Origin of the sequence: Streptomyces gamaensis, assembly GCF_042656465.1 — a bacterium.
Taxonomy (GTDB): domain Bacteria; phylum Actinomycetota; class Actinomycetes; order Streptomycetales; family Streptomycetaceae; genus Streptomyces; species Streptomyces gamaensis.
Map to the genome: position 1 here is coordinate 492,858 of NZ_JBHSPB010000002.1, position 15,445 is coordinate 508,302.

Here is a 15,445-nt window from a genome sequence, read left to right on the forward strand (position 1 = left end):
GCCGATGTGAAATGCCGTCAGCCGAGGACGCCGTCGGGGGCGGCCTCGCTCTGCCGCGGGGGCGTACGCACGGCCGCCGCCCGCGGCGGGGCCGGCGCCGCCGTCGGGGCCGGCCGGGCCCACTCGGTGGCCGGGTTGCCGCCCCACCGCGCGTACGCGGGGATCTCCTCGCCCTTCATCAGGAAGGAGTCGGCGGCCAGCACCGCGCCGTCGCCCATCGTCACGCCGTAGTGCACCAGGGCGCCGACCCCGAGGGTGCAGCCCGAACCGAGCGTGCTGTAGTCGGACTTGAAGGTGCCGTCCTCCTGCGAGTGGCACTGGATCTTGCTGCCCGCGTTCAGGACGCAGTCGTCGCCGAGCGTGGTGAGCGTGCGTTCCGAGGGGTGGCAGCCGTCGTCGAAGAGCCGCTTGCCGACCCGCATGCCCAGCAGCCGCCACAGCCAGCTCTTGAACGGCGTCCCGTTGAAGACCAGGAAGTGCGTCTCGGGCACCTTCCACAGCCGCTCGTGCCGCCAGAAGTACCGGTCGTAGATGGAGCACACCTGCGGCTCAAGCCGCCGGAAGCGGCGGAACCACCGCTCCACCAGCGCGTAGTAGACCACCGTGAACACCAGGCTCACCGCCACGAACGCGGCGTCCAGCACCAGCCCGGTCGTGTCGTAGCGCTCCGCCGTCGCCAGGCCCAGCAGTGTGAGCACGTAGAAGTGCACCCACCGCACGAGCAGGACGACCGCCATCGTGCGCAGGTTGTAGCGGTTCTTCGCGGCCAGGCTGCGGCGCAGCGCGTCGCCGGTGCGCAGGTGGTCGAAGCGGGTGTCGCGCTCCACGGTGCGCGGGATCTCGAAGGGCGGCGAGCCCAGCAGCCCCACCCCCTCGCGGACCTCGCCGTCGAGCGGCACCATCACCTTCGTCGCGAGCAGGCAGTTCTCGCCCGTCCTGCCCTGCGGCGGGTAAGTGATGTAGTTCCCCAGGAAGTTGTGGGCCCCGATGGCCGTGGGGGACACCTTGAAGGAGGTGTCCGAGTAGTCGGCGTTCATCAGGGACAGCCCGTCGGCGACCATCGTGCCGCTGCCGACGACGCTCAGGTACGGCGTCTCGTGCTGGATGCCGATGCCGAAGTTCGACCCGGTCTGCTCGACCTTGTCGAGCCGGTAGCCCAGGCACTTGAGGTAGGGGACGATGTAGGAACTGTCGCCGCAGAGCCAGATGTAGAACTTGGCGTTCGTCAGGCGGGCGACGGCGCGGTGCATCGCGTAGCGGAAGCCGTACAGCGGATACACCGTCTCCGGCTCGATCACCAGGTGCAGCAGGCGCGGCACCGTGCACAGGGCCACCGCGCCCACGAGGACGAGGCCGCAGAAGACCGAGGCCGAGACGAACAGGGCGTCCGTGTAGAGCTCGGGCGAGGTCAGGCCCTCCGCGCCCGCGTCGGAGCGGCCCACCAGGTCCGGCAGGTCGATGAGCATCACATGGGTGAGCAGGAGCAGCAGCGGCACGTTCACCAGGACCATGCGGGCCAGGGACACCAGGCCGTAGGCGAAGCGGCGCGCGGTGCCGCAGTGCGCCGGGGCGACCCGCAGATAGTCCAGGCCGGTGGGCTGCGCGGGGGAGCCGTGCCAGTGCTCGCCGGCCGGGACGCGCCCGCCGCTGTGCAGCGCGGAGGTGTGGCCGAGCTGCGCCCCGTCGCCCAGGGCGGTGTCGATGTCGAGGACCGTGCGCTCACCGACGAACACCTCGCGGCCGAGGGTCACCGGGCCGGTCCGGATCCGTCCGGCCTGCGCGTGGTAGCACGGGAAGAACGACTCCTTGCGGATCACGGTGCCGTCGCCGATCGTCAACAGGTCGGTGCACACCGGCACATGGCGGGAGAGGATCGTCACCCGCCGGCCGATCCGGGCGCCCAGGGCCCGCAGGTAGAGCACGTAGATCGGATTTCCCACGAAGAGGACCATGGGGTTGGCCTGGAGCAGTATCCGCACGATCCACAGGCGCAGATATGACGCTCCCCACAGGGGGAACTCGGTGGTTTTCCAGCGGCCGACGAGAATCCATTTGGCGCCGACCGGGAACAGGCACAGTCCCACGAAGCACAGCCCGCCGAAGAGGACGGCCCGCCCGTACAGGCCGAGCAGTCCGGAGCCGTCCGAGACGTACCCGTAACCGCGTGCCATCACCAAGGTGGCCAGGCAGGAGTACGCCAGGAAGAACAGCAGTTGGAGTGCTCCGCACAGCACGTAGCGCGCGGTGCTGCCCGGGGTCACGGGCTCCGCCGGGGCGGTCACCGGCGGGGGCGCGGCGGGTGCGGGAGCGCTGTCGGTGAGGGCCTGCGCCAGTGTGCGGACCGTCGAGTGCCGGTAGATGTCCTTCATCGACACCGAGGGCACGTCGTCGCGTTTCCTGATCCGCGCGCAGAATCGGGCCATCACCATCGAGTCGGCCCCGAGATCGTCGAAGAAGTGGCTGTCCGCCGATATCCGCTCGGTGCCCACGAGTTCCGCCAGGACCTCGGCGAAGATCCGCTCGGCCTCATCCGGCGGACACGTCGGGCCGGGTGATCCGGCCGGGGCCGCGACGGGATCCCTCGCGGAGCCGAGGACGGGTTCTCCGGGTCGTTCCACCACGTGATCTCCTTCGGAAGTGAGCGCGCGAGAACTGCGGACCGATTCGGTTCAGGAGGACTGCTGGTGCAATTGAGGCCGTACGTGGGGCGCGTTGTCGGCGGGACAGGTGCGTTGCTGTGCGGCGGCCGGGCGGACCGGGACATACCGACGCCCCGGTCTGATGTCCGTGAACGGCCGGGCGGCGGGCACGGAGCGGCGGCGCGGGGTGCGGGTGACCGCTGCCCGCGCGGGTTCGCACTGGTGGGGCGGTGTGTGAAGCGGCTCGTGGGGCGGGCGGTGCGACTGCTGACGCGCTCGCCCGGTACGGACGGCCGGTACCGCACGGCCCGGTCCGGGCCCGCGAGGTGCTGCATCCGGCCCGCGCCGCGCGCCCGGCCGGAGATTCCGCCAACGCGCATGATTCGGGCGGGAATCAACCTCGTATACAGATTCCCGCATCGCGCACCTCCTCTCCGGCCGGGGCGGACGGGACGTTTGAAGAACGTATGTTTCGAAGGGAAGCCAAGCCAGCTGGGAATAGGCCAACGGGAAATGTCGCATTGGCGCCCCGGCCGTTCGTGTCCCGCTACTACCGGGGGTAATGGAGCGGCGTGCGGCGCAACATGGCCGTAACGCTTCCGTGATGCCCGTCACCAGTTGTTTCGCGCGCCGGGGGCGCCGGGTGTGACGGGCGTGTGGCGCGCTCGTCGCCCTCCGTAAGGGGCGTCACCATTTTCAATTGCCGCAAACCTCGCATCGTGCGGCAAAGAGCGCGAGTGCGTGCACTTCGCGGAAAGGGGCGGACGGCGTCCGCGCCCGGCCGCCCGGGCGCGCTGGCGCAAAACAGCCAACGGCCCACGGTTCATTGATAAAGCTTCCATCCGCGTCCGGTAATGAGGCGCCAAGGTTCGACAAACGGGATCTCACCGCGCGCCGCAGGCCCCCCGGGCGGCACGCGCACCCGGGCCCGGGCGGCGCGGCCGGGCCGTCCCCCGGTCTCCCGGGCGGGACCCCTGTCGAGAGGGCCCCGTCCACGAGATATCTTGATGTCAAGCAATGTTGCAGACGTGGACGGGAGCACCCGGTGACTGACTCGACCATCATCTACACCCACACTGACGAGGCCCCGGCCCTGGCAACCTACTCGTTCCTGCCCGTGGTCCAGGCCTACGCCAAGGCGGCCGGGGTCCCCGTGGAGACCCGCGACATCTCCCTGGCGGGCCGGATCCTCGCCCACTTCCCCGAGTACCTGCGCGAGGACCAGCGCGTCGACGACGCGCTCGCCGAGCTCGGCGAGCTCGCGAGGACGCCCGGCGCCAACATCATCAAGCTGCCGAACATCTCCGCGTCCATCCCGCAGCTCAAGGCCGCCGTCGCCGAGCTGCGCGAGCAGGGCTACGCGCTGCCGGACTACCCGGACGACCCGAAGACCGACGAGGAGCGCGAGATCCGCGCCCGCTACGACAAGGTCAAGGGCAGCGCCGTCAACCCCGTGCTGCGCGAGGGCAACTCCGACCGCCGCGCCCCCGCGTCCGTGAAGAACTACGCCAAGGCCCACCCGCACCGCATGGGCGCCTGGACGGCCGACTCGAAGACCAACGTGGCGACCATGTCCGCCGACGACTTCCGCGGCACCGAGAAGTCCGCGGTCATCGCCCAGGAGGGCTCGCTGCGCATCGAGCTGGCCGCCGAGGACGGCAGCACCACCGTGCTGCGCGAGTCGGTGCCGGTGCTCGCCGGTGAGGTCGTCGACGCCTCCGTCATGCGCGTCGCCGCGCTGCGCTCCTTCCTCGCCGAGCAGGTCGAGCGCGCCAAGGCCGAGGGCGTGCTGTTCTCCGTGCACCTGAAGGCCACGATGATGAAGGTCTCCGACCCCATCGTCTTCGGGCACGTGGTGCGCGCCTTCTTCCCGAAGACCTTCGCCGCCCACGGCGAGACGCTCGCCGCCGCCGGACTGAGCCCCAACGACGGTCTCGGCGCCATCTTCAACGGCCTCCAGGCGCTGCCCCAGGGCGCGGAGATCAAGGCCTCCTTCGACGCCGAGCTCGCCGAGGGCCCGGCCCTGGCGATGGTCGACTCCGACCGCGGCATCACCAACCTGCACGTCCCCAGCGACGTCATCGTCGACGCCTCCATGCCCGCCATGATCCGCACCTCCGGCCACATGTGGGGCCCGGACGGCAAGGAGGCCGACACCCTCGCCGTCCTCCCCGACAGCAGCTACTCCGGCGTCTACCAGGCCGTCATCGACGACTGCCGGGCCCACGGCGCCTTCGACCCCGCCACCATGGGCTCCGTGCCGAACGTCGGCCTCATGGCGCAGAAGGCCGAGGAGTACGGCAGCCACGACAAGACCTTCGAGATCCCCGTCCCCGGCACCGTGCGCGTCGTCGACGCGGCCGGCACGGCCGTCCTGGAGCAGCAGGTCGCCGCCGGTGACATCTTCCGCATGTGCCAGGCCAAGGACCTGCCCATCCAGGACTGGGTCAAGCTCGCCGTCACCCGCGCCCGCGCCACCGGCGCCCCGGCCGTCTTCTGGCTCGACGAGAACCGCGCCCACGACGCGCGGCTGATCGAGAAGGTCAGGGCGTACCTGCCGCAGCACGACACCGAGGGCCTGCGCATCGAGATCATGTCGCCGGTCGAGGCCACCAAGTTCTCCCTGGAGCGCATCCGCCGCGGCGAGGACACCATCTCCGTCACCGGCAACGTGCTGCGCGACTACCTCACCGACCTCTTCCCGATCCTGGAGCTCGGCACGAGCGCCAAGATGCTCTCGGTCGTCCCGCTGATGAACGGCGGCGGCCTCTTCGAGACCGGGGCCGGCGGCTCCGCCCCCAAGCACGTCCAGCAGCTCCTGAAGGAGAACTACCTGCGCTGGGACAGCCTGGGCGAGTTCTTCGCCCTCGCCGCCAGCTTCGAGCACTTCGCGAAGACCACCGGCAACAACGGCGCCCAGGTCCTCTCCGAGACCCTCGACCGCGCCACCGGCACCTTCCTGAACGAGAACAAGTCGCCCAGCCGCCGCCTCGGTGGCATCGACAACCGCGGCAGCCACTTCTACCTGGCCCTGTACTGGGCCCAGGAGCTGGCCCGGCAGACCGACGACGCCCGGCTCGCCCAGGCCTTCGCGCCGCTCGCCAAGACCCTCGGCGAGCAGGAGCAGGCCATCGTCGACGAGCTGATCGCCGTCCAGGGCTCGCCGGCCGACATCGGCGGCTACTACCAGCCCGACGCCGCCAAGGCCACGGCCGTGATGCGCCCGTCGGCGATCTTCAACCAGGCCCTCGCCTCCCTCTGACCCAGGGAGCGCCGGGCGCCCCGCTCCGGCCCGTCCACGTCGCGCACGTGGGCCGGCCGGACCGTGTCCGCCGCGCGCGGGACCGGCACCCACCGCACGGCCCGTAGGGTTGTCGAACCCACTCGTGTTCGAAACCAGCAGAGAAGGGCGGTCCCGCGGTGGTGGAGCTCCCGCGCGTCGATTTCAAGGTGCTCGGGCCCGTCGAGGCACACGCCGAGGGCCGCGCACTGGCCCTCGGCGGCGCCAAACAGCGCACCCTGCTGGCCGCACTCCTCGTCAACGCCGACGCGCCCGTCTCCGGCGACCGGCTGTGCGACGCGATCTGGGGCGAGACCCCGCCCGCCTCCGCCCAGGCCAACGTCCGCAGCTACGTCGCCGCCCTGCGCCGCGCCCTCGGCCCCGGCAGCGGGGAGGCCCGGCTGGGCCTGGGCCACCGCGGCTACCGGCTGCGGCTGCGGCCCGACGAACTCGACCTGCGCGTCTTCGAGGACCTCGCCGCCCGCGGCCGCACCGCGCTCGCCGAGGGCGAACACCGCACCGCCGCCCGCCACTTGCGCGAGGCCCTCGCACTGTGGCGCGGCAGCGCCTTCGAGGGCGTCGCCCACCACGACACCCTGCAACTGGAGGCCGCCCGCCTCGAAGAGATGCGGCTGACCGTCCTGGAGGACTACGCCGACGCCCGCCTCGCCCTGGGCGAACACCACGAGACCGTCGGCCTGTTGCAGACCCAGGTCGCCGAGCACCCGCTGCGCGAGTCCCTGTGGGCCAAGCTCATGCTCGCCCAGTACCGCTGCCACCGGCCCGGCGACGCCCTGAAGTCCTACGCCCGTGCCCGCGCCGCCCTCCGCGACGAACTCGGCCTCGAACCCGGCGACGCCCTGCGCCGCATGCACCGGGCCGTCCTCAACCGCGACCCCTCCCTGGGCGCCGCCCCCGCCCCCGTCACCCCGCCCGTACGCCCCGTCGCCGTCTGGCGGCCCATCGACCAACTCCCCTCCGACACCGCCGACTTCACCGGCCGCGACATCCTCACCTCCCGGCTGGCGGCCCTCCTCGAACCCGCCGGCGCCCCCGGCCCCGAGGCGCCCCCGGCCCCCGTGCCCGTCGTCGTCCTCACCGGACTGCCCGGCATCGGCAAGACCACCCTCGCCACCCGCCTCGCCCACCTGCTGCGCCACGCCTTCCCCGACGGCCAGATCTTCCTGCGGCTCAACGGCGCCCGTGGCCCCCGGCGCGCCCCCGGCGCCGTCCTCGCCGACCTGCTGCGCGACCTCGGCGTCGCCGGCTCCTCGATCCCCGGGACCACCGTCGAGCGGTCCGCGATGTTCCGCGCGCTCCTCGCCGACCGCAGGGTACTGATCGTCCTCGACGACGCCCGCGACGAGGAACAGATCCGCCCCCTGCTGCCCGCCACCCCCGGCTGCGCCGTCGTGATCACCACCCGCGACCGGCCCGAGGGCCTGGACGGCGCGCACCTCGTGGACGTCGCCCCCTTCGACGGCGAGGAGGCCCACGCCCTGCTGCGGCGCATCGTCGGCTGCGGGCGCCTCGCCATGGAACCCGAGGCCACCCAACGCGTCCTGGCCGGCTGCGCCGGACTGCCGCTCGCCCTGCGCGTGGCCGGCGCCGAACTCGCCGCCCGCGAACACCGGCCCGTCGCACGCCTGGCCGCGCGGATCGACGCCGAGGAGGAGCGCATGGCCGGCCTCACCGACGGCCGGCCGGACGGACCCGCCGTCCACGCGAGCATCGCCGCCGGCTACTGCGGACTCGCCCCCGAGGCCGCGCGGGCCTTCCGGGCGATCGGCATGCTCCCCTCACCGGAGTTCCCCGGCTGGGTCCTGTCCGCCCTCCTCGACACCGACGACACCGACAGCGTCGTCACCGCCCTGCTCGACGCCAACCTCGTCCAGGTCGTGTGCATCGCCGTCCAGGGACAGCCCCGCTACCGCATGCACGACCTGCTGCACGCCTACGCCGCCCGCCGCGCCCAGGACGAGGACCCACCCGAGTGGCGGCGCGAAGCCATGGGCCGCTACGTCGACGGCTGGCTGCGCCGGGCCCGCACCGCCGGCGCCCAACTGCTGCGCGTGGGCTCCGGCGACCCCGTCGGCTGGCTGGAGAACGAACGCCACAGCCTGGTCACCGCCCTGGAGTTCGCCGCCAAAGCCGGCTACGCCCCGCAGACCGCGGCCCTCGCCGCCGTCCTGGAGGACATCTGCCACCTGCGCAACTGGTGGGACGAATGGGACCGGGTGGCGCGGGCCGCCCTCGACTGCGCCACCACCGCCGGCGACGCCGTCGCCACCGCGGCCGCCCAGGGCTCCCTGGCCCGCGCCTCCGCCGCCCGCGGCCACGTCGACGACGCCGTCCTGCGCTTCGCCACCGCCATAGAGCAACTCGACGCGCTCGGCGAGGAACGCCGCGCCGCCCGGCTGCGGGTCCACCGCGGCTTCGCCGTCGCCGACCGCGGCATGGCCCGGCTCGCCCTGGAGGACGCCGAGTCGGCCGCCGAGGTGCTCGGCCGGCTCGGCGACCGCGAGGGCCGCGTCCTGGCCCTGCGCAGCCTCGGCCACGCCCTGGTGTGCCTGGGCCGGCCCGGCGAGGCCGTCCGCGTCCTGGAACCGGCCGTCCCCGCGGCGGAACGACTCGGCCACCCGCTCGTCCTCGCCGATGTCCTGGAACTGCTGGCCGTCGCCGAGTCCGAGCACGGCCGCTCCGGCCCGGCCGCCCGCCACCTGCACCGCGCCCTCGCCGAGTACCGCCTGGTCCGGCACCGCCCCGGCGAGGCCCACGCCCTGCAGGACCTCGGCCAGGTGTACGTCGAGCTCGGCGCCGACCAGGCCCCCCGCGCCCTCGCCCCGCTCACCGAGGCCGCCGTGATCTTCGCCGAGCTCGGCGACCTGCGCGGCGCCGCCCTCACCTCCTACTGGCTGGGCCGCGCCCACGCCGGTCTCGACGCCCCCGGCAGGGCGGCCGGTCACCTCACCGAGGCGCTCAGCGGCTTCCGCGGACTGCACATGCCCTTCTGGGCCGAGCGCGCCCAGCGCGAGATCACCGCCCTCGACGAGGACCGCGCCGGCGCCGCGCCGCCCGCCCGCAGGGGCTGAGCGCGGGGCCGCGACCGCCCTTGTGCGTTTCTCATGCGCCCGGACGGGACGGTGGGAGCAGTCCACGAAGGGAGGCGCGGTGTCCGATCCCACCGCACTCGATACCGAACGTGTCGCCCAGGCCGTCCTGAAGGAGGTCCTGGCCCACCAGCGCAGGATGCGCGACGGCGGCTGCACCGCCGAGGTCTGCCCCCGGTGCGCCGCCCACCACCTGGACGCGGTGCGCGAAGCCGTCGCGCAGAACCGGCGGATCGAATTCGTCCTGCCCGCGTTCCCCACCAAGTCGCCCAACCCGGCCAAGGTCCTCGGACCGCTGCCCGACCTGGCCGAGGAACTCGCCCTGCGCTTCCTGAACTCCCTGTGCGAGCGCATCGGCGGGATCCACGCCCCCGGCGCGACCATCGTGCTGTGCTCCGACGGCCGGGTCTTCAACGACCTGCTCGGCGTCACCGACGAGGACGTCACCCGCTACGTCCGCGCCATCGACGAGATGATCACCCGCATCGGGGCGACGCACCTGGAGCAGTTCACCCTCGACGAGGTCTACAACGGCGCCGGCCACGAGGAAATGCGCGAGACGCTCTCCGCCGGCTACGCCCGCAGCGTGGAGGAACTGCGCGAGGAAGTCCGCGCCGGCGGCGCCCCCCTGGCCATGTACCGGGGCATCACCCGCTTCATGCTGGAGGACCTCTCCGGCCCGCGGTGGACCGGCACCCGCTCCGCCCTGCAGCGCAAGTGCCGCACCCTGGCCTACCGCGTCATCCAGCGCAGCAAGGCGTGGGGGGACCTGCTCGGCGAACTCTTCCCCGACGCGATCCGGCTGTCCATCCACCCCCAGCCGTGCAGCAGCGAGAAGATCGGCATCCTGCTCGCCGACACCCCCGACGTCTGGCTCACCCCCTGGCACAGCGTCGCCGTCGCCACCGGCGACCGCTACACCCTCATGAAGCGCGCCGAGGCCGAAGAGGCCGGCGGACGGCTGGAGTTCGTCGACGGACGCCCCAGCCACTACGTGCTCGACACGGCCGACAGCGGCCGGCTGCGGGACCGCGCCGCCTGACACGAGGACGCGCCCCGCGCCTGTACGGCCCGCACCGTACCAACCCTCTTCACCACCAAAGCCCTTCACCACCAAGGAGAAGCAGCCATGCCCACCGACCACGACCTGCTCGCCGACGGCCGCTTCGGCGTCACGGCCGTCGAACCGTTCGGCGTGGAGATACGCGCCCACGAACCCGGAACGCACCTCGACGCACTGCCCGTTCAGTCGCTGCGCTCCCTGGTGCGCGCCTACCAGATCGTGCTGCTGCGCGGCTTCGACAGCTTCGCGACCCCGCAGGAGATGTCCGCGTACTGCGAGCGGTGGGGACAGCTCGCCCAGTGGCCCTTCGGCACCGTCCTCGACCTCGTCGAGAAGGAACAGCCCGAGGACCACATCTTCGACTCCAGCTACATGCCGATGCACTGGGACGGCATGTACCGCGACCACATCCCCGAGTTCCAGGTCTTCCAGTGCGTCCACGCCCCCGGCGAGGGCAACGGCGGCGAGACCACCTTCTCCCACACCGGCGCCGTCCTGGAGCGCACCGACCCCGCGACCGTCGCGCGCTGGAGGAAGGTGACCGGCACCTACCACCGGGTCATGGAGTTCTACGACAGCACCTGCGTCGCGCCCGTCGTCGACGCCCACCCCGTCCACGGCGCCCCGGTCATCCGCTACAACGAGCCCACCACCACCGACGACACCGGCTTCCTCAACCACCCCGACCTGAAGTTCTCCGGCCTGCCCGAGGACGAACTCCCCGAATTCCACCGCGGCCTGCGCGAGGCCCTCTACGCGCCGGAGCACCTGTACGCGCACACCTGGCAGACCGGCGACGTGGTCCTCACCGACAACTACACGCTGCTGCACGGCCGCAACGCCTTCACCAAGGGCGCCCCCCGCCATCTGCGCCGCGTCCAGATCCTGGGCACCCCCGCGCTGCAGAACCCGGGGCTGGTCCGATGAACGGGACCCCGAACCCCGCGCACCCCCTGAACTCCGCTGCCCGCACCGCGCCGATGACGGGCGAGGAGTATCTGGAGAGCCTGCGCGACGGCCGTCACGTCCATCTCGACGGGGAGCGCGTCAAGGACGTCACCCGCCACCCCGCCTTCCGCAACTCCGCGCTGTCCGTCGCCCGCCTCTACGACGCCCTGCACGACCCGGCGACCGCCGACGCGCTCACCGGCGTCGATACGGCGACCGGCATCCGCACCCACAAGTTCTTCAAGCCCAGCCGCTCGGCGGCCGAACTCGTCGAGGCCCGCGAGGCCATCGCCACCTGGGCGCGCATGGGCTACGGCTTCCTCGGCCGCACCCCCGAGTACAAGGCCTCCTTCATGGCGGGCCTCGGGGTCAACGCCGACTACTACGGCCCCTACGCCGGCAACGCCACCGCCTGGTACCGGGAGTTCGCGAGCAAGGCCCTCTACCTCAACCACGTCATCATCAACCCGCCCGTCGACCGCAAGCGCGCCGTCCACGACATGGAGGACGTCTTCGTGCACGCCGTGCGCGAGACCGACGCCGGAGTCGTGGTCAGCGGCGCGAAGATGCTCGCGACCGGCTCGGCCATCACCAACGCCGGGTTCGTCGCCCCGGTCGGCTCCGCCGCCCTCGCGCCCGGCAAGGCCGAGGCCTTCGCGCTGGTCTTCTTCGTCCGCATGGACAACCCCGGGGTCCGCCTCGTCTGCCGCACCCCCTACGCGCAGCGCGCGAGCAGCCCCTTCGACTATCCGCTCAGCAGCCGCTTCGACGAGAACGACGCCGTGCTGTTGATGGACGAGGCCCTCATCCCCTGGGAGGACATCCTCGTCTACCGCGACATCCAGCGCGCCACCGGCTTCTACGCCACCTCCGGCTTCCCGAACCTGTACAACTTCCAGTCCGGGATCCGGCTGAGCGTGAAACTGGAGCTCATGGCCGGGCTGCTGGCCCGCGGCACGCGTGCCAACGGCACCGACGCGTTCCGGGGCGTCCAGGCCGCCGTCGGCGAACTGATCACCATGCGCGACATGGTGTGGGCGCTGACCACGGCCATGGCCCACGACCCCGAACCCGGCAGCGGCGGCACCGTCGTCCCGCGCCTGGAACACGCCTCGGCGATGCGCATGTACAACGCGCAGGTGTGGGACCGCGTCCACGAACTCTTCGAGACCACCCTCGGCGGCGCCCCGCTGGCCGTCCCCGCCGGCGCCCGCGACCTGGCCGACCCCGAACTGCGGCCGCTCATCGACCGCTTCTACCGGGGCTCCGACGCGACCGCCCACGACCGGATCAAGCTGCTCAAGCTCGTGTGGGACGCGATCGGCACCGAGTTCGGCGGCCGGCACGAACTGTACGAACGCAACTACTCCGGCAACGGCGAGCAGGTCCGCCTCGACGCCCTGCGGTGGGCGACCCAGCGCGGCAGCCTCGCCCGCTACGAGGCCCTGGTACAGGACTGCCTCGACGACTACGACCTCGACGGCTGGCGCCGGGGCCCCTGGACGACCGAAAGCGACGGTGAGTGACATGTGCGGCATCACCGGGTGGGTCGGCTTCACCCACGACCTGACCACCGAGGCACGCACCGTAGGTGCCATGACCGACACCCTGATCGACCGCGGGCCCGACGCCCGCGGCGTCTGGCTCGACACCCACATCGCGCTCGGCCACCGCAGACTCGCCGTCATCGACCTCGAACACGGGCAGCAGCCCATGCTCACCCCCGAGACGGGCCCCGCCGGCAAGCCCCGCGCGGTCGTCTCCTACGGCGGCGAGATCTACAACTTCCGCGAGCTGCGCGAGGAACTCGTCCTCCTCGGGCACCGCTTCACCACCCGCAGCGACACCGAGGTCGCCCTGCGCGCCTATCTGCAGTGGGGCAGCGACTTCGTCCACCGCCTCAACGGCATGTACTCCCTGGCCCTCTGGGACACCGCCCGCGAGGAACTGCTGCTCGTACGTGACCGGCTGGGCATCAAGCCGCTGTTCTACCACCCCACCGAGGACGGCGTCCTCTTCGGCTCCGAGCCCAAGGCGATCCTCGCCAACCCGCTCGCGAAGGCCGCCGCCTCGGCCGAGGAGCTGTGCGACGCGCTGCTGTTCCTGCGCACCCCCGGCCGCGTCCCCTTCGCGGGCATGCGCGAGGTCAAGCCGGGCCATCTGCTGCGCGTGGGCCGCGAGGGCATCCGCGAGGAGCGCTACTGGGCCCTCGACGCCCGTCCGCACACCGACGACCTGCCCACCACGATCGCCACCGTCCGTGAGCTCCTCGACGACATCGTCCCCCGCCAGATGGTCGCCGACGTGCCGCTGGTGTCGCTGCTCTCCGGCGGACTGGACTCCAGCACCGTCACCGCGCTCGCCGCCCGCACCCGGGCCGCCGAGGGCGGGCAACTGTCCACGTTCTCCGTGGACTTCGTCGGCCACACCGAGAACTTCCGGGCGGACCCCATCCGGCCCACCCCGGACGGCCCCTACGCCCTCGAAGTCGCCCGGCACGTCGGCAGCGACCACCACCCGATCCTCCTGGACCGCTCCCGGCTCCTCGACCCCGCCGTGCGCAGGACCGTCCTGGGCGCCTGGGACCTGCCGTTCAACTTCGCGGACCTGGACGTCTCCCTGTATCTGCTCTTCGGCGCGGTGCGGCAGCACGCGACCGTGGCGCTGTCGGGGGAGGGCGCCGACGAGGTCTTCGGCGGCTACCTGTGGTTCTCCGACCCCGCGGCGCGGGCCGCGGAGACCTTCCCCTGGCTCAAGCTCGGCGCGCACCGCGGACTGGACCCCCGCAGGCTGTTCCACCCCTGGTTCGTCGACGGCATCGACATCGAGGAGTACCAGGCCGACCTCTACCGCACCGCGCTCGCCGAAGTCCCGCGCCTGGCGGGGGAGAACGCCGAGGAGCGGCGCACCCGCGAGCTCGGCCACCTCACCCTCACCCGCTGGCTGCCCATCCTCCTCGACAAGAAGGACCGCATGGGCATGGCCAACGGCCTGGAGGGCCGGGTGCCGTTCTGCGACCACCGCCTCGTCGAGTACGTCTTCAACGTCCCCTGGGAGATGAAGACCGTGGGCGGCCAGGAGAAGGGACTGCTGCGCGAGGCCGCGAGCGACCTGCTGCCGCCGTCCGTACTGCGCCGCAAGAAGGCCGCCTACCCCTCGATCCAGGACCCCGCCTACGACCGGGCCCTGATCACCGGCCTGACCTCCGCCGCCGGCGACGAGGACGCCCCCCTCAGCCCGTACCTCGACGCCGGGGCCGTGCGCCGGCTGACCGGACGGACCACCACCGGCAGCCTGTCGGAGTTCGAGCGGATCCTCGTGGAGTCCACCGTCCGCCTCGACGACTGGCTGCGCGCCTACCACGTCTCGCTCGACGACGCCCCCGCCCCGCACCTCACCGGAAAGGGAACCCACTGATGCACGCCATCGAGATCCGCGAGACCGGCGGCCCCGAGGTCCAGCTCTACGTCGACAAGCCCGACCCCGAGCAGCCCGGCGAGGGCCAGATCCTCGTCGAACTCGCCGCCGCCGGCGTCAACTTCATCGACCTCTACCGCCGCGAGGGCCGCTATCCGCTGCCGGTGCCGTGCGTGCCCGGCGAGGAGGGCTCCGGCACCGTCCTCGCCGTCGGCCCCGGCGTGACCCGCTTCAAGGAAGGCGACCGCGTCGCCTGGACCACCGTCCTGGGCAGCTACGCCACCCGCGTCCTGGTCCCCGAGGACAAGGCCATCGTCGTCCCCGACGGCATCGACCTGGCCACCGCCGGCGGGGTCCTCGTCCACGGAATGACCGCCCACTTCCTGGCCCACGACTCCTACCCGGCACGCGAGGGCGAGACCGTGCTCGTGCACGCCGCCGCCGGCGGAGTGGGCATGCTGCTCACGCAGTTGCTGCGGCAGCGCGGGGTGCGCGTCATCGGCACGGTCTCCACCGAGGAGAAGGAGCGCATCGCCCGCGCCAACGGGGCCGACGAGGTCATCCGCTACACCGAGACCGAGGACCTGGCCGCCGAGGTGCGCCGGCGCAACCACGGGGAGGGCGTGCACGCGGTCTACGACGGCGTCGGCGCCGCCACCTTCGACGCGAGCCTGGACTCCCTGCGCACCCGCGGCACCCTCGTGCTCTTCGGCGGGGCCGGCGGCGCGGTGCCGCCGGTGGACGTGATGCGGCTGCTGTGGGGCGGCTCGCTGACCCTGACCCGCCCCTACCTGGAGCACTTCCGGGCCACCACCGAGGAGTTCGAGTGGCGGGCGGGCGAGGTGTTCGCCGGACTCCTCGACGGCTCCCTGAAGTTCACGGTCGCCGGCCGCTATCCGCTGGCGGAGGCGGCCCGCGCGCACGAGGACCTCGCCGCCCGCCGCACCAGCGGCAAGCTCCTGCTCGTCCCCTGACAGCCCCGGACCAG

The 15,445-nt window shown here is 72.4% G+C and carries 8 protein-coding genes; 7 read left to right on the plus strand and 1 reads right to left on the minus strand.

Annotated elements, in window-relative coordinates:
• Nucleotides 1–17: 17 nt before the first annotated feature.
• Nucleotides 18–2,621: a Pls/PosA family non-ribosomal peptide synthetase gene (locus tag ACFP1Z_RS04570; RefSeq protein ID WP_390314540.1), complete on the minus strand. Its 2,604-nt coding sequence runs from the start codon at nt 2,619–2,621 to the stop codon at nt 18–20.
• 1,063 nt (nt 2,622–3,684) lie between these two features.
• Between ACFP1Z_RS04570 and ACFP1Z_RS04575 the strand changes: the two genes are divergently transcribed.
• The 7 genes from ACFP1Z_RS04575 (at nt 3,685) to ACFP1Z_RS04605 (ending at nt 15,431) form a co-directional block, all read left to right on the plus strand.
• Nucleotides 3,685–5,901 carry an NADP-dependent isocitrate dehydrogenase gene (locus ACFP1Z_RS04575; protein WP_390314541.1) on the plus strand — a complete coding sequence of 739 codons (2,217 nt, stop codon included), beginning with the start codon at nt 3,685–3,687 and terminating at the stop codon, nt 5,899–5,901.
• Between the two features lie 158 nt (nt 5,902–6,059).
• Nucleotides 6,060–9,011, plus strand: coding sequence for an AfsR/SARP family transcriptional regulator (locus ACFP1Z_RS04580; RefSeq protein ID WP_390314542.1), 2,952 nt, complete (start codon nt 6,060–6,062; stop codon nt 9,009–9,011).
• Between the two features lie 79 nt (nt 9,012–9,090).
• Nucleotides 9,091–10,071 carry an L-tyrosine/L-tryptophan isonitrile synthase family protein gene (locus tag ACFP1Z_RS04585; RefSeq protein WP_390314543.1) on the plus strand — a complete coding sequence of 327 codons (981 nt, stop codon included), beginning with the start codon at nt 9,091–9,093 and terminating at the stop codon, nt 10,069–10,071.
• Between the two features lie 87 nt (nt 10,072–10,158).
• On the plus strand, nt 10,159–11,019 hold the full coding sequence (locus tag ACFP1Z_RS04590) for a TauD/TfdA dioxygenase family protein (RefSeq protein ID WP_390314545.1): 861 nt from the start codon (nt 10,159–10,161) through the stop codon (nt 11,017–11,019).
• On the plus strand, nt 11,016–12,566 hold the full coding sequence (locus tag ACFP1Z_RS04595; RefSeq protein WP_390314547.1) for a 4-hydroxyphenylacetate 3-hydroxylase family protein: 1,551 nt from the start codon (nt 11,016–11,018) through the stop codon (nt 12,564–12,566). Before ACFP1Z_RS04590 ends, ACFP1Z_RS04595 begins: the two co-directional genes overlap by 4 nt.
• Before the next feature lies 1 nt (nt 12,567).
• The gene (gene asnB, locus ACFP1Z_RS04600) at nt 12,568–14,457 is read left to right on the plus strand and encodes an asparagine synthase (glutamine-hydrolyzing) (protein WP_390314549.1); all 1,890 of its coding nucleotides are present in this window, start codon (nt 12,568–12,570) and stop codon (nt 14,455–14,457) included.
• Entirely contained in the window at nt 14,457–15,431 is a 975-nt protein-coding gene (locus ACFP1Z_RS04605) for a quinone oxidoreductase family protein (protein ID WP_390314550.1), read from the plus strand. Before asnB ends, ACFP1Z_RS04605 begins: the two co-directional genes overlap by 1 nt.
• Nucleotides 15,432–15,445: the final 14 nt, after the last annotated feature.

Coding starts and splice junctions, on each gene's coding strand:
- ACFP1Z_RS04605 (WP_390314550.1), top strand. CDS start 14,457: ATGCACGCCATCGAGATCCGCGAGACCGGCGGCCCCGAGGTCCAGCTC.
- asnB (WP_390314549.1), top strand. CDS start 12,568: ATGTGCGGCATCACCGGGTGGGTCGGCTTCACCCACGACCTGACCACC.
- ACFP1Z_RS04595 (WP_390314547.1), top strand. CDS start 11,016: ATGAACGGGACCCCGAACCCCGCGCACCCCCTGAACTCCGCTGCCCGC.
- ACFP1Z_RS04590 (WP_390314545.1), top strand. CDS start 10,159: ATGCCCACCGACCACGACCTGCTCGCCGACGGCCGCTTCGGCGTCACG.